Genomic DNA, 16,614 nt, shown 5'->3' with positions numbered 1-16,614 from the left:
GCTCTGGTGCTTTTATATGTGCCATGTGGCAAACTCGCGCCCGGTGTTTTCCGGACTCCGCCACACTATGACGGCGGAAGGAAACGGAGCTGCGTCCTCGCCGTTTCCGTCCTCGTCGGTGAATTTCAGGCGGCCGCGGAGGAATCTCACCTCGCTGGCCTTGCCGAAGATCCAGTCGTGAAAATACGCTGTGTCAGTCCTCGAAGGAATGAGCATAACCACGGTGGTGCCGGGCTTCCGGCTTTCTTCGTAGCCTTTGCGTACCCAGTCTGCGATCGCTCGGCCGTATGGCGGATTGCAGAACACGCGATACCCCCCCCAGTCTTGCTTTAGGCCGTCGTCGTCCGGTGTGAAGTGTTTCGTGCACTTGGCGCTTTTGTCGGTGCTGGCCGGATCCAGTTCAAAATGAAACTCGCGATCCAGTTCCGCGAAGAAGTCCGGCGGAGTACACCAGCACATGTTCTTACTGCTCAGTAGTGCGTCGTTCATTGATTCGTTCTCCTTTCTGTGCTTTGTAAATCCCGCAGCCGTCCCCGTTATTCATGCACGGATCCGGGAAGGTCGTGTGGTGCATACAAATTTTTAATGGTTCGCCCGTCTGTTTGTTTAAGAACTTTCCGCTCAGTATGGTGCATGATTTTGGGATTGCAAAAGGCCCGATTCTGCGGAGTTCGCAATATTCGCATTTCATGGCGTGCCTCCTTCCTCGGTGTAGTCGATCTCCACACCTTCCAGCAGTTTGAGGATCCCGGCGATATATTGCACGCGGTACGGCTCCAGATCTTCGATCTTCATGTGTTTACGCCCGTAGAGTTGTTTCATGTCTCGCCATACTTCCCACGGTACCCGGTAGAAGTTTTCCAGCCCCACGCTCACCATTATGAAGGTAGCAGCTCCGAGCTTGTGGTGGAGCGTCAGACTTTCCACCTGCTCAGGGGTGAGGCGGCTCTGGTCGATCTTGTCGCTGTCGGTGTGCTTTGCCTCAAATACAACGGCTCGGCCGCCAGTGAGCGTTCCCTTGAAGTCCGGCTGCCCGGCTTTGGTGTAGCAGGCGAGGAACCGGCCCTGCCGGTCTGGCTTCCTGAGTGGCTTCATGGGCTCTGGAGTTTTTTCGACGAAGGCCACACCCTTGTCGCAGTACCAGTTCAGACTTGCGGTGATCATATTCTCGAAGTGTTCACCGGCGCGCTTGCTCTGGAGGCCCTTCTGGCTATGCTGTACCCGTGCAAGGGCTGTGCTGGCTGTTGGATCCGGGTAGCCTTCGCTGTTTCTTCCCGGAACCGTGTCCCAGCTCATTGATCTACCTCCGGGCTTGCGTCTTTGTCGGCCTCCAGTGTGATGTCGTGGCCGGGGTGGCGTCTGAGCTCGATCGCAAGGTCTAAGATCATTTCGCCATTGATCCGCACGGTGGTGGACTCGATCGCGGCGACTCCGTTCAGGTTCCCGACGTGAGAGGGGAGGACGATCAGGGCGTCACCGATCGGAAGTGTTTCGGCTTCGCGGTTTCTGTAAAGCTCGGCAGCGTCCCGGATCGGGATCTGGTGCTGCTTCGCGTATTTGATCTCGTTTCTCATGCCTTCGCTCGGATTCTCGATACCATAAACCCAGAGCTCGTCGCACATGGCCAGAAGCGAGAGGCCCATGTCCATGCCCGCGGCGCGTTCCTCCGGCTTGGTGTCGTCAAGAAACTGGGTAAAATATACATGAGGCGCGATCGGGATCACGTCGTCCCAGAGTTCGACGGCTTCGCGGCAGTAGCGCTGGGCCTTTTCTATGTTCTTTTCAATGTCCCCGCGGCACGGGGAGCAGATGTAAACCAGTTTTTTTCTCATGCGCTTGCTCCTTTCACGGTTTTGCTCAGCAGCTCATTGTATAAATTCCGGTAGAGATCGCGCTCCGTTTCGAGCTTGATCTTTTCAATGTCTGGATCCGGCCGGACGATCTGGAGTGGCTGCTTGCTCATTTCTTCCAGTAAATGCTCCGCTTCTTTGGCTGCGGGCTTCGGATCCATGAAGTCGATCCCCAGAGAGATTGCCAGAGCAGAGTCCACGGCTGCGAGCTCGCTCTTTGTCAGTTTTCCGATCAGTGTCCCGATCCGCTTCGTGCTTACACTGTTTACCTGTTCACATAAGACAGTAGAAGGGGAGAGTGCGCTCCGGATAAATACATGAGTAGGGAGGTCGTTTTTCGGTTTGGTGGTCATGTATACCACTTCCACAACCTCGCTGTTTTCGTTGTTCTTGTCATTTGAGACGATCACCGCAGGGCGGCCGCCTCGCTGTTCGCTTCCGGTTTCCCGGTATGTGCTTTCAATGTAATAAATTTCACCGCGTTTCATGGTTTGGCTCCTTCCTGAGCAGCCTCAGCAAGTCGCTGCTCTTGTATTTTGCAGGTGTCCGGGTTAATCTCTATCCCGATATAGTTCCGCCCTTCTTTGAGGGCTGCGGCTCCTGTGGTTCCACTTCCTGAGAACGGATCCAGAACCGTGTCGCCCGGTTTACTCCCGGCCAGTATGCAGATCTTGGCCAGTTCCTCCGGGAACGTGGAGAGGTGGGCGCCTTTATATGGCCGTGTGGCGATTGTCCAGACGTCCCGGCGGTTTCTCTTGCCGGTTTCATTTCTCTGGAGCCCGTGGCTGCCTCGATCCACCTCAGAGCTGTTGGCTTTGGCCTGATCGTGAGTGTAGGCAGTGCCGCCGCGGAAGGTTTTTGCGTTGCCGCGCTTCCGGCCGGGCTTTTTCGGATCGTACCCGACGGCCAGCTCCTTGACGGCCTCGGCGTCGTAGTAATAGGCGGCCGCTTTGCTGAGTAAAAAAACATACTCGTGAGATCTTGCCGGTCTGTCTTTGGCGCTTTCTGGCATGGCGTTGGGCTTGTTCCAGATAATGTCCGCCCGGAGGTACCAGCCGTCACTTCTGAGAGCCAGAGCCAGCAGCCACGGGATCCCGATCAGATCCTTGCGCTTGATCCCTCCGTCCTCGATATGCCTCGCGTAGCTGTCGCCGATATTCAGCCAGAGGGTGCCGTCGTCTTTCAGGACTCTGGCGACTTCCCGGAAGGCTTCCACCAGCTTGCGGGTGTATTCCTCCGGAGAGCTTTCGGTTCCGAGCTGATCGGCGGCTCCGTAGTCTCTGGCGTTGTAGTAGGGTGGTGAAGTTACGCAGACGCTGCAGCATTTGTCCGGCAGCTTTCTGAGTTCCTCCAGTGCGTCACCTTGTAGGATCATCCCAGCACCTCCCCTCTGAGTTCGAGCTTCGTTTGTTCGACGATCTGGCTCTCCAGTCGGAGGGCACCGCGGGTGATAGCCTCCATTTCCTGCTCTTTCCTGCGGCGTTCACTTTCCCTGTACTCTATCAGGCGTTGGCCTTTGTCCGGAAGGGATCCGGCCGCGTTGTCGATCTTCTCGGTTAATTGTGCCGGTGTCATGCTGCGAGACTTTTCCCGTTCGTACATTGGCGTGTACTGTTGCATGAAGGCTACCCGATCCATGCCGGGCTTGCCGCCTATGTATGCGCTGCGGTGCATTTCCCAGAGGGAAGTCCAGCCGATTGACTCAACGGCTCGCGCCACCAGAGGCGGGAGCTGGCGGGAGAGATCTCCGTGGTTGAATTGTCCGGCGCTGTACATGAGGTCGCTCACGGCCAGCCATGCCTTGTCCGGCTCTATGAGTTCCGGGTGCTGGATCTCCAGCATGATCTCCCGGACTTCGGCCACACTCGGCGGCCATTTGTTTGTTGCAATGTGTTTTTTTACTGCCAGCGCTACGATCCCGGATTCGTCTTGCTCAAACATCATGGCCCAGAGATTCACCGTGGCCTCGATTGCTTTCGCGTCCTTGAACTTATCAAAATTCGGGTAGGCGGTGACGACGATCGCCACCAGTCGAGCCGCGTCTGCTTTTGTCATATCTCGAAGCCTCCTTCCTCGTCTGCGATTATCCCCGCGAGCACGTCCATGGTGTCAGGTTTTCCACAATTTCCACCCGGTCGCTGTTGATAGCTTCCGGATCCGGCAGGTGGGAGAGGTTCGTCGTCCCAGCGTCCCTGATTGATCCATGTTGACGGGTTGGGAATGAAGCGGCCGCCTTCTCGCAGCCATTGTTCCGAGGTTTTAGCTGTTGCCACTGCCTGCATGATCTTCTCGAACAGTTCAGCGTCGGGTTTTGCCTTTTCCCATGCCTTCTGTGCTGCTTTCTTGCCGACTTTCTTCGGGTATGCAGTCCAGAACTCTGCGAAACGTCGTTCCTGAGCGCTTGGCTGCTTCTCGGCTGCGGGGGTTATGGGGGTATCCCCCTTATTTTCTGGTCTACTCTGGTCTACTCTGGTCTGGTCTACTCTACCTGCGGTCTTTTTCTGGTCGCTCTTGCTTGCGTCCGCAGACTGTCCGGCGGTCGTCCTCCGGTCGTTTGACTTAGCAGCAGCGCGGCGGGCTCTCGAACGGTTTTTCTCATTTTCTCGCTGTTCGATCAGCTTTCCGGTGTACTCGCTCCAGTCGTGGATCTCCAGAACGCCGTCCTCCGTTACGTCCAGCAGAGACGCAGAGGTCAGGGCGGCCACAAATTCCTCCGGATCTTTGTCCCACTGGGCCGCTCTTGCGATCATTCTGTCGGATATTCCAGCGAGGGATCCGTCCGGTGCGTTATCAATGGCCCAGAGCCAGAACGAGATCAGCAGGCCGAGCATGTGAGCCGGTTCAATATCGAGCTCGTCAGCAGCAGCCAGCACCTTGCGGTGGTCTTTCAGTTGTTGGTGAATTTGGATCCATGCCACTGTCGGCACCTCCTTTCGTGGTTTGTTTCTGGTTCGGCCGTAGAGTTCCGCCGGTCTGTCCGGCGGTCGTCCTTCGGTCGGTGTTATTAGTTAAAAGGAAGCTGTCCGTCGTCCGGTATGTCCATGAATCCGTCGTTGTTGGCGGGCTGAGGATTGCCATTTGCGTTGCCTCCATTGCTGTCTGCGAAGTAAATGTTTGAGGCCACAACTTCCACGGCCTTGCGGTTCTGTCCGGTTTTCTCGTCCTTCCATTTACGGGTTGAGATCCGGCCTTCGACTACGATCTGGCGGCCTTTGGAGAGGTAACGGCCGCAAAACTCGGCGCGTTCTCTCCAGCACACGATCGGGATATAGTCCGGAGCGGCGTCCTTGTTCTTACTCGGCACCTGAACGGCGAGGTCGAAACTCGCCACCGGGGTGCCGCTTTGTGTGTATCTGATTTCTGGTTCCTGAGCCAGACGGCCCAGAAGCTCCACATGATTAAGCATTGTCTTGTCCTCCTTGCTGCTTTGCGTTGTCCATAGCGGCGCAGGCTTCGTCGTACTGGGCCCGCGTCAGGTTGTGCGGATCCTGCTGTCCGTATTTTTTCAGGATCCAGTCGTTGATCGACTGCTGAGAGTACCCGGCGTCCTCGCCTTTACGGTAGAGGCGGGAGAGTTGAGCATCTGAGAGCGGCCGTGCGGCGCCTGAGCGCCCCGTCTGGCCGTTCTGTGCCTGCGGCTGGGTGTTTCCCTGCCGGTTCCCGTTCTGAGCTCCTGTGTGCTGATTCTGGCTCTGCTGAGGGGGCTCGCTGCTGTGGTCGCTCATGTCTGGATCGTCGTCGCCCTGATCAATGCCGAACTTCTCGAACAGGTAGTATTTGAGGCAGTACGTCCACGCGGAGCCTTTGGCCTTGTCCGGGCCTCCGTCGTTCGTTCCGATTGCGTGTAGAGTAACTTCCAGAGTCTCGTCCGGGTTGTCTGCGTTCGTCCAGCGGATCGTGAGGTCGGCCTCGTACACCCAGACAATGCGGTCGCCGTTTCTGGTGTGCTGCGTGAAGTTGGAGTAGTAGATCGGATCCCCGTTTTCACTGTGCCGGGTTGCCTGCTCGCCTACAATGTCAAAATTGACGCCGAACTCATTCATGGCCGGAGTGAGAAGCTGGTACACGTCGAAGATCTTCGCGAACTTGTACTTTACGCCGTCGCTGTGGGCCTTCTGGGTGATAGAGGGAACGGCTTCGCGCAGCTTGATGAATTTTTGCTGCAGCGTCAGCGGTACCGGTGGGGTTGTGGCCGTTTTAGCTGCTGTTGTGTCCTTGGTTGTTGCCATGCGCTACCTCCTTACACGTCCACCGTGAAGGTGTCCGGCTTTTCAATGATCTGCACGCCCTCCACCAGCTCGCCGGTGGTTTTGTCTACGATCTGGCCTCCTACGATTTCGAGCCGCTTCTTGAACTCGCCCCACTTTGGTTTCTCTGTGGTCTGGATCATGTCCTCGTTGTCTGAGGCTTTCAGGTAGGCCAGCAGTGCGTCGTCGTCCTGTTTCATGGTGCGGCCGCCGATTTTCTTCACCAGAGTGCCGGAGAGAAGGCGGTAGCTGTGCTTTGTCTTGGTTGTCTTGTGTGGAACTGTCTCGAAGTATTCCGCGAGCTTTCCGGTGAGAAAACGGGTGCCGTTTTCATATCTGCGCTGAGCTGCCTCGACGCGCTGCTGGATCTTTTCGATCTGGCTGTCTGCCAGTGAGGTGATCCGGTCGAGCTCAGCCTTTTCTTCTGCGATTTTCTGGCAGGCCCAGTCGGCGCAGCCGTCGTCAGTGATACGCCATACCGGATGCGGAGCGCTTTCGGTTTCCTCCACATCGAACATGTTCATGTCCATGCCTTCCAGCTCGTCCAGTGTTACGGCCGGAGCTTCCGGCTCTGCGGTAGGTGCTGCGGTTGCTTCTTTGATTTCTGCGGCCTGTTCGGCCTCAGCTATTGCTTTCTTTGTCGTTGCCATGGTTCTGTTCTCCTTCCTTTGCTTCCAGAGCTTCGAGGGCTTTCTGGAGTTCTGCCTGCGTGTCTCTCAGTTCCTTGTCTTTGCTGGTGAAAAACTGATACCACTCGCCTGAGCTTTTCTTGTACTGCTCGGCTTCGGCCTCAGCAGCGGCGGCACGTTCCGCCATGCTGGCAAGTGCAGCCGTGAGCTCTGCGATCACGCTTGGCTTGTTTTCGTTATTCATTCGGTTGCCTCCTTAAAAAATCGGTGTCCGTTAATGGTCATTACATAGATCTGGGACTCGTGCCACTCGCTGTCCACGAGAGTGGGAGCGTAAAAGTATTTGATCGGCTCGGTCGTTGCCACGATCCCGAAGTCGAACACGTCCTGCACGGCTTCGAGGGCTTCCTGAGTCGGCTCCGGTCGGCGCTTGCTATATGCGTACACGCGCAGCGCTTCGTCCGGCCGGATCCCTTCGTCCTCGCAGGTCTGGAGAATACACTGAGCTACTGCGATCTTTCCGGCGAAGGGTTCGCCTCCGGCTTCGGCTGTGAGCACCTGAGCGATCTCCAGTCGCTCGGCGTCGGTGAGAGTGTAGCGCTTCTGGAATCCTGCCTCTGCGGCCCATGCGTCTGTGACGTCCTCCCAGTTTACGGCCTGCCCGTCTTTGTAGTAGAAAACGTAGGATTGAGGTTCTTCGGCCGCCGGGCTGCTGGTTGCGGTCGGGGCGTTTTTTGTCTGGGTGTGTTCCGAGAACATACCCACGGCGCCGCGTACTGCGAACACGATCACCACTGTGGTGACTGCCAGCCCGCCGATCCTTTTCCAGTTCAGGCGCTTGCAAAAACGGCGCAGCCGGTATAAAATAGGCTTAGGCTTTCGCGTGGTTTTTCGATTGCCTGTGCGGCTTCCCGGTTCCGACGGGTGGCCGCTTCTTTTTTCTTTGTACCCGGTGTATTCCACCGGGCTGTATACTTTCAGCGAGCTGCTTCGCATTTCTGTTACCTCCTTCTTTGTCTGAGTTTGGCCGGGAGCGTATAGCTCGGAGCCTGCATGTATTTGTTGAAATTCTGTGGCCAGTAGGCCACCTTTTCGATCCGTTTCCCACTTACTCCATACTTCGGGTTATATCCGAACACGTTCACATAACTGAGAAGATCGGAGCGTTCCGCGTCCATGGCCTTGCACACCTCAAACAGTGCCGCCACGTCGTCGATCGCTCTGTGGGAGTTCTGAACCTTGTCCTCCAGCTTATAGGTGAGGATCGCGTTCGCCAGCTTGTGAGGATATGCCCGGCGGTCTTTGTAAACGGTTAGGCTGTCCAGATAGTCGGCAGCTTTCAGGGCTTCCGGGCCACCGTTTCCGTGTCTCCGGAGCATTTCAGCAGTAAACAGGAGATCAAACTGTGCATTGTGGGCTACCAGAAGGACGCGGCCGCCGCCGATCAACTCAGTGAAGCGAGCGGCAGCCTCAGCCTCGGTGATTCCTTCGTTTTCGAGCTGCTCGTCTGTGATTCCTGTTAGCTCGACGATCTTCTGAGGGATCCGCTCACCTTCCGGCAGCTTCACGAACACGTCGGCGCTGTCGGCCATGCGGAGGGTGACCCGTTCGGTTTTCTCGACTCTGATCGCTGCCAGTTCAATGATCTGGCAGCTTTCAGCTTCGAGCCCGGTTGTCTCAGTGTCAAAAAATACGACTGCTTTGTATTTCGTGAATATGTCCCGGAGCTCATTCATGGTCGTTCACCTCCGTTTTGATTGTGATCGAGGTTGTGGCTGCGAGCTTTAACTGCTTAGCGGTCAGCTCGTACATATCCACGGCTGCGTTCACCTGAGCCAGTGTGGCGCTGAGTTTTGCAGCCTTGGCGAGTTCTTCGTCTGTTGCCTTCTCGGCCAGTTCAGCGAAGCCTTCCGGATCCTCGCCGTGTGCGGCTTCGTAGAGCTTCTGAAACTGCCGGGCGAGTGCCTGCTTGATCCGTCCGATAAAGTCCGGAGCTAAAATGCTACGCTTTTTTGGTTCTGGCTGCTTCTTGTCAGAGTCCAGATCGTCCAGAGTGTCAGAGTCGCAGATAAACCGAACGCAAGCGGCACGGAAGCCGACGTTCGTGTACGCAATGCCGCGGGAGTTGCCGCCGTTGAGGTAGAACACACCAGCGTACGCACCGTTGTCCCAGCCGCCCCCGCGATAAATAACCCGCTCGCCGTTAGAGTCGAGCCAGAAGTATTCGTCGCTTTCGTAGTCGTCGGCAGGATAGAGGCCGAGGTCTTTCAGCCTGTCCGGTGCGTCCATGTCGCTGCGAACTTCCAGATCCGTGAACTTTACGCCGTCATAGTCGGTGCCGTCCGGGTGTACCGGCTGGAGTGTGATCTCGCCGTTGTGTACGTTGTAGTAAACCGGATCGCCGTCCTCGGTGTAGATTGCCTCCCACTCTGGAGAGTCTTTGGACTGATCCGCGCCATAGGCTGCGCCATTGTTCGGGATCACCTGCGGCATACCGTCCATAAACCGAACGCCGCCGACGTGCTCCCAGATGTTACCGCTCATGTCAGCTACACCGTAGGCCGTGCCGTCGTGATTCCACTGAACCGGGCCGGATCCGGTCAACGTCTTGCCGCAGCTTCCTTCGTATGTAGTGCCGGTCTGTTCTGGGTGGCTGTGGCTTTTGCCGCTCGCAGTATTTCCGGTCGGCATGGTGTCGTTGTCCCAGCTCCAGAAGCCGAGAGCCACCCATTCGTCGTTAGTGATCAGGTGCCAGCCTTCGCCCTTGCTCTCGCAGAGGCGGATCGCTTCGTCGTGGTTGATATTCACAGCCGGTTTCATAAATGGGAGAGAGTACGGAACGCCGTCGATCAATGTGTTCTGGTACTTGCTGATCGCGTATTCCTTAACCTTGCGGCCTCTCAGGGTGTCAGGGAGTCCCAGCTCGGACGGGGTAAAAACCACCATAATGTCCGGGCGCCCGTTTTTGTCGTAAATTACTTCGTTTCTCATAGTTTTGCTCCTTTTCTGTATTTGCTGCGGCAGATCGGGCACTTGTAGCCGTACCACGGGATCACCGCCTGCTTGCTTACATTCCAGTCCAGCCCGCACTCTTGGCATACTTCATAGCGGCAGCCGTCGCGCTGGGCATGAGTACGGGCCCGCTTAGGTTTCGCGAGTCGTTCATGGGATCACCTCCTATCCAGCGGTCAGCCTGCTGCATAGCTGCCTCATAAGCAGCCGCTTGTATTTCTTCCGGGTTCTCCATTTCCGTGCGTGTTTGTATAGGTGCCACCATTTCGGGTGGGTGTTGGCTCTATATAGTAGGGAGTCCACAAAAGTGTCCACGGCCTTTCTTGCGTATTGCCGGAACTTCCGGAACCGCTCCGCGAGCTCGTCCATGAGTTGCCGGACTGCGTGAGCTGCTGCCTTTATTGCGTCGGCGAGAGCGCCGAGCAGGGCAGTGGCGGCAGGTGGGCCGATCTGGATCGTGAGCTCTGTGTGCTGAGGTTCTGGTGGCGGCTCGTCCGGGAGTGGATCGCTTCGCGCCTGATCCGCAGCTATGAGCTGCTGGCGTTTCTCGTAGCCCTCGACGCTCATGTAGCCGTCGAATATATAGGGATCCGGTTCCTCGGTGGTTTCCTTTCCGTACCATGGAATATCTGCCGGGAGGTTTTCCGGACGTGGTATCGGCTCAGGAGGGAAGGCCGTCGAGTCTTTCAGGAGATTGCGGCCGCCTTCGTAGTGCCAGAGAATACCGGCCTCCAGTTCTGCGATCGTCATGTTCTCGCCGAAGTGCCCGCAGTAGTAGCCGTTCACCATGACAGCGTTCGGATCCTGCTCCAGAATTTCGGTGGCAGTGCTCAGATCCTCCAGCTCGAAGGTGTCAGAGTCTTGGTTGAGCCAGACGCTTTCAGCGTGCCAGCTTCGGCCAGTTTTCCATATAATCACCCACGCTATACCGTCGCGGATTTCTTCGGCGTACTGCCGAGCTATTTCGTGTAATGCTGCCATGTTGTCGCTCCTTTCTTTTTTATATAGTGGGGGATTTTCGCCCGCGGCACTTAAAGCTCTCAATGAGTCGGCGCTGGGCGAGTTCGGCGCTATACTCTCGGCGCATGTTCTTGTCGAGCTGGCCGGTGTCGCCTCTTTTCAGTTCTTTATAGATAGTCGCCACATGGACGCCGAGGTCGATCGCAATGTCGGCCGGACGTCCTCCGGCTGCGTATTCCGTCTCGATTTTCTCGCGGTCGCCGAATGTCAAATATCGGTAGTTTCGCACGTTCTCACCTCTCTTTCTGTGCTTTTCAGGTAAAAAAATAATGCGTCCGGAGGCTTTCGCTTCCTTTCGCATTTAATATTATCTTTTCCGAAAATTAGAAAAAAATGTAAAATCCTCTTGAAATCAAGGGGATTTTACTATATAATGAGCAGGACAAAAACAACTGCAGAGTAAGTTCATATGCGTAAAGTGCTCCCAGGATAGAGAGTAGCCAGGGAGACGAAAAGAGAAAATCTTGCGGTATATGAATTGCATCTCGCTGCAACAGAAGATAGAGACAAGAGATTATCTCCTATTGTAGTCAGATATCTGTAAAGGAGGTAATTTTTTTATGCAGAAAAATGCAAATGAAACAGCAAAAGAAACAAAAAACATGTTTCTGCAGTCAGCAAAAGAGCTGAAAGCAGTCACAACCCTCGCAGCCTGTGCCATGTTCGCAGCGCTGGCGATGATTCTGAACCAGGTAGCATCGATTGATATCGGACCTTATGTCCGCATCGGATTTTCTGGAATCCCGAACCGCCTTGTCGATTACCTGTTCGGACCAGTGACAGGATGTCTTTTCTCCGGCATTCTTGATGTCGTAAAATACTTCCTGAAACCGAGCGGCCCGTTCTTCTTCGGATTCACCTTTAATGCGATGCTGGCATCTTTTATGTATGGATGCTTCTACTATCGCAAAAAACTGACCATCAAACGTGTGCTTGCAGCCAAGTTCATCGTTATGCTGACTGTCAACGTACTGCTGAACACCCTGTGGATCAGCATGCTGTATGGAAAAGGAATCATGGTGCTTCTTCCGGCACGTGCCTTAAAGAACCTGATTATGTGGCCGATCGATTCCATCATTTTCTATAGCCTGACGAAGTTGATCGAGCAGACCGGCGTCTTCCGCATGTTCCATGCAAGAACCGCTGCACAGGCACAGAGATAAAGAAAAATTCAGACACCATCAAAACGATACATTTACCAATCTGCAGAAAAGGTACTGTCCGCCAGAACAAAAAGGAAGCGGATGGGTTTTGTCGGAAAAGAAAAGCGAAAAAGAACTGCGGCAGGAACTTCCCCAAAAGGAAGCCTGCCGCAGTTCTTTTTGTATGAAAATCCCATCAGGCGGACAGCGATTTTACTGATATCCGTGATCTGACCAGTCCTGGTTTTTGATCCGCTCGTAATCCTCCTCTGTAATCGGAAGAATCGTTCCATGCTTGTAGCCGTATGGGAACGAGAAGGAAGCATCAGAACGAACAAATTTTCCGGAAGCAAGGCTGTCTGCAACAAACGGCACATATCCCTGGCCGGCACCCGGAACGCCGTCGTTGACAGCTTCCCAGTGGAAACCATCGCGGCTTATGCCGAAATAAACCTGTTCGCCGTCCGGTGTTGTTTTTTCCCGAAAATGAACAAATAAATATGCCTGTGCCATAAAATAAAACTCCTTTATGCATATGTTTGGATGAAAAATTCAGATGTTCTGTTTTTCAGGCCATACCTTATACGGTTCCATTATTTTGTAAGACGGATCACATTCCAGCTGTGTTTTCCAAGAACGGTGTGCATTTTTCCATTCTCCAGTTTGGTAGCATCGGAATGGGTCGGAGCAACGTGGTTCGGATCTGCTTCGGTGTTGACCGCTTTCATATCGTCGTTTGTCAGCACGATGTGCTCAGCCAGACGACATCCTTCGAACTGACGCAGATCGCAGGAAACCTCCATATCCTCATCCAGGCTCTTGTTGACTGCAAAAATGGTCAGTGCATCGTTTTCCTCATCCCAGATGCAGACAGAATCGAGATACGGAGCTTCGCCGTACGTTTTGCTCTCGTAAACCGGTGTCAGAACCTGTGTATTTAAGACGGTTCCGCGGCCGTATACGCTTGCATGCATGTATGGATAGAAGATCGTCTGACGCCATGCACCGGTATCGGATGTCATGATCGGAGCGATAACGTTGACAAGCTGTGCGAGGCAGGCAATCTTGACACGGTCTGCGTGGCGCAGGAGTGTGATCAGCATGCTTCCGACGAGAAGTGCATCCTCAAAGTTGTAAACATCCTCAAGCTGATGCGGTGCGCGTACCCATTTCTCCAGCTTCTGATCCTGCTCATTGCTGTGATACCATACGTTCCACTCATCGAAGGAAAGGTTAATCTGCTTTTTGCCGTGTTTTTTCGCTTTGACTGCATCACAGATCGCAACTACACCGGAGATGAAATCATCCATGCCCTTGGAGCTTGCCAGGAAATCGACAGTATCATTTGCATAATTTCCGTAGTACTGGTGTAAAGAAAGGTAATCCACCTCATCATAGCATTCGTCCAGAACCGTATATTCCCAGGAACCGAAGGTTGGCATCGTAAGATTGGAGCTTCCGCAGGCAACAGTTTCAATCGTCGGATCCATGAATTTCATCAGACGGGAAGTCTCTGCTGCAATACGTCCGTACTCAGAAGCGGTCTTATGTCCCATCTGCCACGGTCCGTCCATCTCGTTGCCGAGGCACCAGAGTTTGATGTTGTGTGGATCTTTGTAACCGTGGGATTTTCTCAGATCACTGTAGTAGGTGCCGCCCTTGAAGTTGCAGTACTCCAGCACATTTTTGGCATCCTCCGGTCCGCGGGTTCCGAGGTTAACGGCCATCATAATATCACTGCCGGCTTTTTTCGACCAGTCCGCAAACTCATTCAGACCGAATTCGTTTGTCTCAATCACGCCCCAGGCAAGATCCGGTTTTGCAGGCCGTTTGTCTTTCGGACCTACGCTGTCTTCCCAGTGATAGCCCGAGACAAAGTTTCCGCCCGGGTAACGGACGATCGGTACCTGAAGCTCTTTGACAAGATCCAGGGTATCTTTTCGGAAGCCCTGCTCGTCGGAGAGAGCACTTCCTTCCTGATAGATGCCTTCGTAAACGGCGCGTCCCAGGTGCTCGATAAAGGAACCGAAGATTCGTTTGTCAACTTTTCCGGTGAGAAAATATTTGTCAATGATAATCTCTGCTTTTTTCATACTTAAAAATCCTCCTGTTAAAAGAAATGTTCGTTTTCAGACACGATCCAGAAAAACAAAGGATCACCGGCGTGTCTATGATTTTATTCCACCGTTTCGCTTTCGCTTTGGATAGTTTCAATTTTAACAGGAAGATAGAAAAAAACCAGAGATTTTTGTCCGGCAAATTTGACTTTTTTTCCGGTTTTGCGGTAAAATAGGGAGAAGAAAAGAAAAGGGGAAACGAGAAGAATGGAATTTTCAGTTCATATTTGTGAATATAATAGATCCAACGCCGATTATGAGACGATATATCGGCCGGAGGGCAGCGGGGACTATCTGTTTCTGTTGTTTAAAACGCCGATGAAGGTGTATGACAGAACTGCGTTTTTCATTGCACAGGAAAATGCCTGCCTTTTTTACACGCCGGATCACGAGCAGCATTATCAGGCTGTTCAGAAGTTTCGCAACAGCTATGTCCATTTCTGGTGCGGTAAGAATCTGGGTGAAACGTATGGAATTCCGCAGAATGCTGTTTTTTATCCACAGAATACGGAAGCAATTGATGAGCTGATTCGCCTTTTGCAGAGGGAATATATTGTGAAAGATCCATACGCAGTGGAATATGAGGAAGCACTGGTTCGTCAGATGATGATTACGGCATCGCGCGGTATGCGGCTGTACCAGAAAGCGGCAGAGGAGCCGGCCGGACTGTATCAGGAATTCCAGGAGCTGCGCCTTAAGATGTTGAGCCATTATGAGAAAGGCTGGACGACAGAAAAGCTTTGCCAGATGGCCAATATGGAAAAAAGCCAGTTTTATTCTTATTATAAACAGTTTTTCAGCAGCACCCCGCACAGCGATCTGATTGAAGTACGGCTCGACAAGGCGAAAAATCTTTTGACAAATCAGGCACTTTCCATCGGACAGACCGCGGAAATCTGCGGTTTTTCCAATCTGTCTCATTTCAGCCGCTATTTCAAACGCCACTGCGGATGTTCTCCGCGGGAATGGCAGCAGCAAGGCGGAAAAAGCATAAAATATAAAGTGAAGTTGCAGGAAGATGAGAAATGCTATAGCTTTTCCCAATAGCTTATGATAAAATATTCAGAAGATGTTGGAGTCAAAAGGTACTTTGGCCATGATATCTTCAGAAAAAGTAAGAAAAAGGGAGAGCAGTATGAAAAAGAGAGAGTCATTTAACAGTCGGTGGGGATTTATCCTGGCCTGCATCGGCTCTGCAGTTGGAATGGGCAACATCTGGATGTTCCCTACCCGGGTTTCCTTGTACGGAGGAGGTTCCTTTCTGATTCCGTATTTCCTGTTCGTTGCACTGATCGGCTTTACCGGTGTGAGCGGGGAGATGAGTTTTGGCCGTGCCACAAGATCCGGTCCGGTTGATGCGTTCGGTTTTGCATGTGAAACGAAAGGAAAACGAAAAGCCGGAGAGGCGCTTGGTCTGATTCCGGTGCTGGGTTCCCTGGCAATGGCGATCGGTTATACGGTTGTCATGGGGTGGATTTTCAGGTACATGATCGGAACCTTTACCGGAAAGACACTGTCAGCTGTGAGCGTAGAGGATTTTGCCGGAGCGTTTGAATCCATGGCATCTGCGTTTGGAAACAATTTCTGGCAGATCGTAGCTCTTGTGGTTGCGATGGTCATTCTGGCATTTGGTGTTGGTAAGGGAATTGAGAAGGTCAATAAGGTGCTGATGCCTGTTTTCTTTCTCCTGTTTGTTGCACTTGGTATCTATGTTGCCTTTCAGCCCGGTGCAGCGGATGGATACCGTTATATTTTCCGTGTGGAACCAAAAGCACTTGCAGATCCGAAGACCTGGATTTTTGCACTTGGTCAGGCATTCTTTTCCCTGTCTGTAGCCGGAAACGGAACACTGATCTATGGTTCCTATTTGTCAGATGGAGAAAATATTCCGGCCGCCGCCGGAAGAGTAGCATTTTTTGATACGCTCGCTGCTATGCTTGCTGCGCTGGTTATTATCCCGGCGATGGCAACTACGGGAGCACAGTTAAATACAGGAGGACCTGGACTTCTGTTCATTTTCCTTCCGAATTTGATAAAGTCTATGCCGGGTGGCGCGCTGATCGCAATCGTTTTCTTTGTCGCTGTCTTTTTTGCCGGCCTTACCTCTCTGATTAACCTGTACGAAGCACCGATTGCAACGGTACAGGAAAAATTTCATCTCGGAAGAGTAGCAGCCTGCGGTGTGATCGGGGTTATCGGTGTGGTCGTATCTCTTCTGATCCAGGGCATTGTATCCCAGTGGATGGATGTTCTGTCGATCTACATCTGCCCGCTCGGCGCCGGCCTTGCCGGAGTCATGTTCTTCTGGATCTGCGGAAAGAAGTATGTGCAGTCCCAGGTAGACAAGGGAAGAAGCAGCAAATTCACGGATCTGTATTATCCGATCTGCAAATATATCTACGTGCCGATCTGTGTGCTGGTTCTGATTCTCGGAATCGTGCTGGGCGGAATCGGCTGAAACGATGTTGATAGAAAACGCGCCTGTCGTGCGGAAAAAAAATCCGGCGGCAGGTGCGTTTTTTGATAAAATTTTTCAAATATATAAATCCGATTGAAATACTCGGAAAAAAGATCTACAATCGGAGGCGAAAACAGAG

Annotated in this window: 22 protein-coding genes and 1 riboswitch; of the genes, 3 read left to right on the top strand and 19 right to left on the bottom strand. The window is 53.3% G+C overall.

Translation table 11 applies throughout. The features are described 5' to 3' along the window. Nucleotides 1-12: 12 nt before the first annotated feature. The 17 genes from DWX32_RS09060 to DWX32_RS08980 form a co-directional block, all read right to left on the bottom strand. Complete coding sequence (locus DWX32_RS09060; RefSeq protein WP_118659690.1) at nt 13-489, bottom strand: DNA N-6-adenine-methyltransferase; 477 nt, start codon at nt 487-489, stop codon at nt 13-15. Continuing rightward, nucleotides 464-691 carry a single-stranded DNA-binding protein gene (locus DWX32_RS09055; RefSeq protein WP_118659688.1) on the bottom strand — a complete coding sequence of 76 codons (228 nt, stop codon included), beginning with the start codon at nt 689-691 and terminating at the stop codon, nt 464-466. Before DWX32_RS09055 ends, DWX32_RS09060 begins: the two co-directional genes overlap by 26 nt. Next, a complete protein-coding gene (locus tag DWX32_RS09050; protein ID WP_118659686.1) occupies nt 688-1,296 on the bottom strand; it encodes a Holliday junction resolvase RecU in 609 nt (202 codons plus the stop codon). Before DWX32_RS09050 ends, DWX32_RS09055 begins: the two co-directional genes overlap by 4 nt. Then, complete coding sequence (locus tag DWX32_RS09045) at nt 1,293-1,832, bottom strand: DUF7768 domain-containing protein (RefSeq protein ID WP_118659684.1); 540 nt, start codon at nt 1,830-1,832, stop codon at nt 1,293-1,295. The genes DWX32_RS09050 and DWX32_RS09045 overlap by 4 nt, the downstream gene beginning before the upstream one ends. Beyond that, complete coding sequence (locus DWX32_RS09040) at nt 1,829-2,338, bottom strand: type II toxin-antitoxin system PemK/MazF family toxin (RefSeq protein WP_118659682.1); 510 nt, start codon at nt 2,336-2,338, stop codon at nt 1,829-1,831. The genes DWX32_RS09045 and DWX32_RS09040 overlap by 4 nt, the downstream gene beginning before the upstream one ends. Beyond that, nucleotides 2,335-3,225 carry a DNA-methyltransferase gene (locus tag DWX32_RS09035; RefSeq protein WP_118659680.1) on the bottom strand — a complete coding sequence of 297 codons (891 nt, stop codon included), beginning with the start codon at nt 3,223-3,225 and terminating at the stop codon, nt 2,335-2,337. The genes DWX32_RS09040 and DWX32_RS09035 overlap by 4 nt, the downstream gene beginning before the upstream one ends. Continuing rightward, nucleotides 3,222-3,905, bottom strand: coding sequence for a replicative helicase loader/inhibitor (locus tag DWX32_RS09030; protein WP_008398642.1), 684 nt, complete (start codon nt 3,903-3,905; stop codon nt 3,222-3,224). The genes DWX32_RS09035 and DWX32_RS09030 overlap by 4 nt, the downstream gene beginning before the upstream one ends. Continuing rightward, nucleotides 3,902-4,768 (bottom strand): hypothetical protein, encoded by an 867-nt coding sequence (locus DWX32_RS09025; protein ID WP_005933215.1) that lies wholly within the window; start codon nt 4,766-4,768, stop codon nt 3,902-3,904. Before DWX32_RS09025 ends, DWX32_RS09030 begins: the two co-directional genes overlap by 4 nt. A gap of 86 nt (nt 4,769-4,854) precedes the next feature. Beyond that, nucleotides 4,855-5,256 carry a single-stranded DNA-binding protein gene (locus tag DWX32_RS09020; protein ID WP_004220570.1) on the bottom strand — a complete coding sequence of 134 codons (402 nt, stop codon included), beginning with the start codon at nt 5,254-5,256 and terminating at the stop codon, nt 4,855-4,857. Next, nucleotides 5,249-6,079: an ERF family protein gene (locus tag DWX32_RS09015; RefSeq protein ID WP_118659678.1), complete on the bottom strand. Its 831-nt coding sequence runs from the start codon at nt 6,077-6,079 to the stop codon at nt 5,249-5,251. Before DWX32_RS09015 ends, DWX32_RS09020 begins: the two co-directional genes overlap by 8 nt. Before the next feature lie 11 nt (nt 6,080-6,090). Then, complete coding sequence (locus tag DWX32_RS09010) at nt 6,091-6,747, bottom strand: host-nuclease inhibitor Gam family protein (protein ID WP_118607899.1); 657 nt, start codon at nt 6,745-6,747, stop codon at nt 6,091-6,093. Further along, complete coding sequence (locus tag DWX32_RS09005; RefSeq protein ID WP_118607963.1) at nt 6,719-6,970, bottom strand: DNA-binding protein; 252 nt, start codon at nt 6,968-6,970, stop codon at nt 6,719-6,721. The genes DWX32_RS09010 and DWX32_RS09005 overlap by 29 nt, the downstream gene beginning before the upstream one ends. After that, a complete protein-coding gene (locus DWX32_RS09000) occupies nt 6,967-7,722 on the bottom strand; it encodes a spore cortex-lytic protein (protein WP_118659676.1) in 756 nt (251 codons plus the stop codon). Before DWX32_RS09000 ends, DWX32_RS09005 begins: the two co-directional genes overlap by 4 nt. A 5-nt stretch (nt 7,723-7,727) precedes the next feature. After that, on the bottom strand, nt 7,728-8,462 hold the full coding sequence (locus DWX32_RS08995) for a 3'-5' exonuclease (RefSeq protein WP_118659674.1): 735 nt from the start codon (nt 8,460-8,462) through the stop codon (nt 7,728-7,730). Next, nucleotides 8,455-9,774, bottom strand: a complete 1,320-nt coding sequence (locus DWX32_RS08990) for an SUMF1/EgtB/PvdO family nonheme iron enzyme (protein ID WP_243037570.1) — start codon at nt 9,772-9,774, stop codon at nt 8,455-8,457. Before DWX32_RS08990 ends, DWX32_RS08995 begins: the two co-directional genes overlap by 8 nt. Nucleotides 9,775-9,903: 129 nt before the next feature. Next, nucleotides 9,904-10,719 (bottom strand): hypothetical protein, encoded by an 816-nt coding sequence (locus tag DWX32_RS08985; protein ID WP_118659670.1) that lies wholly within the window; start codon nt 10,717-10,719, stop codon nt 9,904-9,906. 19 nt (nt 10,720-10,738) lie between these two features. Further along, entirely contained in the window at nt 10,739-11,059 is a 321-nt protein-coding gene (locus DWX32_RS08980; RefSeq protein ID WP_005933190.1) for a helix-turn-helix domain-containing protein, read from the bottom strand. A gap of 92 nt (nt 11,060-11,151) precedes the next feature. Further along, nucleotides 11,152-11,251: riboswitch (THF riboswitch) on the top strand. 67 nt (nt 11,252-11,318) lie between these two features. Here DWX32_RS08980 and DWX32_RS08975 point away from each other — a divergent pair. Continuing rightward, on the top strand, nt 11,319-11,921 hold the full coding sequence (locus DWX32_RS08975; protein ID WP_022461732.1) for a folate family ECF transporter S component: 603 nt from the start codon (nt 11,319-11,321) through the stop codon (nt 11,919-11,921). A 192-nt stretch (nt 11,922-12,113) separates the two neighbouring features. Here the strand turns inward: DWX32_RS08975 and DWX32_RS08970 are convergent, their stop codons facing one another. Both DWX32_RS08970 and arfA read right to left on the bottom strand, forming a co-directional pair. Beyond that, nucleotides 12,114-12,413, bottom strand: coding sequence for a hypothetical protein (locus DWX32_RS08970; protein ID WP_118594421.1), 300 nt, complete (start codon nt 12,411-12,413; stop codon nt 12,114-12,116). Between the two features lie 80 nt (nt 12,414-12,493). After that, the gene (gene arfA, locus DWX32_RS08965; protein WP_117801108.1) at nt 12,494-13,993 is read right to left on the bottom strand and encodes an arabinosylfuranosidase ArfA; all 1,500 of its coding nucleotides are present in this window, start codon (nt 13,991-13,993) and stop codon (nt 12,494-12,496) included. 231 nt (nt 13,994-14,224) lie between these two features. Here arfA and DWX32_RS08960 point away from each other — a divergent pair, with 231 nt between their 5' ends. Together DWX32_RS08960 and DWX32_RS08955 are read left to right on the top strand one after the other, a co-directional pair. Then, nucleotides 14,225-15,064, top strand: coding sequence for a helix-turn-helix domain-containing protein (locus tag DWX32_RS08960; RefSeq protein ID WP_117761482.1), 840 nt, complete (start codon nt 14,225-14,227; stop codon nt 15,062-15,064). Between the two features lie 88 nt (nt 15,065-15,152). Further along, on the top strand, nt 15,153-16,475 hold the full coding sequence (locus DWX32_RS08955; RefSeq protein WP_055217929.1) for a sodium-dependent transporter: 1,323 nt from the start codon (nt 15,153-15,155) through the stop codon (nt 16,473-16,475). Nucleotides 16,476-16,614 lie beyond the last annotated feature (139 nt).

Origin of the sequence: Blautia sp. AF19-13LB (assembly GCF_003479105.1) — a bacterium.
Classification (GTDB): domain Bacteria; phylum Bacillota; class Clostridia; order Lachnospirales; family Lachnospiraceae; genus Fusicatenibacter; species Fusicatenibacter saccharivorans.
The sequence above is the reverse complement of the archived record's forward strand: the minus strand, read 5'-3'. Positions and strand labels throughout refer to the sequence as shown.

Bases quoted from the DNA above. Each gene is read 5' to 3' on its own strand.
- DWX32_RS09060 (WP_118659690.1), bottom strand. From the start codon at position 489: ATGAACGACGCACTACTGAGCAGTAAGAACATGTGCTGGTGTACTCCG.
- DWX32_RS09055 (WP_118659688.1), bottom strand. From the start codon at position 691: ATGAAATGCGAATATTGCGAACTCCGCAGAATCGGGCCTTTTGCAATC.
- DWX32_RS09050 (WP_118659686.1), bottom strand. From the start codon at position 1,296: ATGAGCTGGGACACGGTTCCGGGAAGAAACAGCGAAGGCTACCCGGAT.
- DWX32_RS09045 (WP_118659684.1), bottom strand. From the start codon at position 1,832: ATGAGAAAAAAACTGGTTTACATCTGCTCCCCGTGCCGCGGGGACATT.
- DWX32_RS09040 (WP_118659682.1), bottom strand. From the start codon at position 2,338: ATGAAACGCGGTGAAATTTATTACATTGAAAGCACATACCGGGAAACC.
- DWX32_RS09035 (WP_118659680.1), bottom strand. From the start codon at position 3,225: ATGATCCTACAAGGTGACGCACTGGAGGAACTCAGAAAGCTGCCGGAC.
- DWX32_RS09030 (WP_008398642.1), bottom strand. From the start codon at position 3,905: ATGACAAAAGCAGACGCGGCTCGACTGGTGGCGATCGTCGTCACCGCC.
- DWX32_RS09020 (WP_004220570.1), bottom strand. From the start codon at position 5,256: ATGCTTAATCATGTGGAGCTTCTGGGCCGTCTGGCTCAGGAACCAGAA.
- DWX32_RS09015 (WP_118659678.1), bottom strand. From the start codon at position 6,079: ATGGCAACAACCAAGGACACAACAGCAGCTAAAACGGCCACAACCCCA.
- DWX32_RS09010 (WP_118607899.1), bottom strand. From the start codon at position 6,747: ATGGCAACGACAAAGAAAGCAATAGCTGAGGCCGAACAGGCCGCAGAA.
- DWX32_RS09005 (WP_118607963.1), bottom strand. From the start codon at position 6,970: ATGAATAACGAAAACAAGCCAAGCGTGATCGCAGAGCTCACGGCTGCA.
- DWX32_RS09000 (WP_118659676.1), bottom strand. From the start codon at position 7,722: ATGCGAAGCAGCTCGCTGAAAGTATACAGCCCGGTGGAATACACCGGG.
- DWX32_RS08995 (WP_118659674.1), bottom strand. From the start codon at position 8,462: ATGAATGAGCTCCGGGACATATTCACGAAATACAAAGCAGTCGTATTT.
- DWX32_RS08985 (WP_118659670.1), bottom strand. From the start codon at position 10,719: ATGGCAGCATTACACGAAATAGCTCGGCAGTACGCCGAAGAAATCCGC.
- DWX32_RS08980 (WP_005933190.1), bottom strand. From the start codon at position 11,059: ATGCGAAAGGAAGCGAAAGCCTCCGGACGCATTATTTTTTTACCTGAA.
- DWX32_RS08975 (WP_022461732.1), top strand. From the start codon at position 11,319: ATGCAGAAAAATGCAAATGAAACAGCAAAAGAAACAAAAAACATGTTT.
- DWX32_RS08970 (WP_118594421.1), bottom strand. From the start codon at position 12,413: ATGGCACAGGCATATTTATTTGTTCATTTTCGGGAAAAAACAACACCG.
- arfA (WP_117801108.1), bottom strand. From the start codon at position 13,993: ATGAAAAAAGCAGAGATTATCATTGACAAATATTTTCTCACCGGAAAA.
- DWX32_RS08960 (WP_117761482.1), top strand. From the start codon at position 14,225: ATGGAATTTTCAGTTCATATTTGTGAATATAATAGATCCAACGCCGAT.
- DWX32_RS08955 (WP_055217929.1), top strand. From the start codon at position 15,153: ATGAAAAAGAGAGAGTCATTTAACAGTCGGTGGGGATTTATCCTGGCC.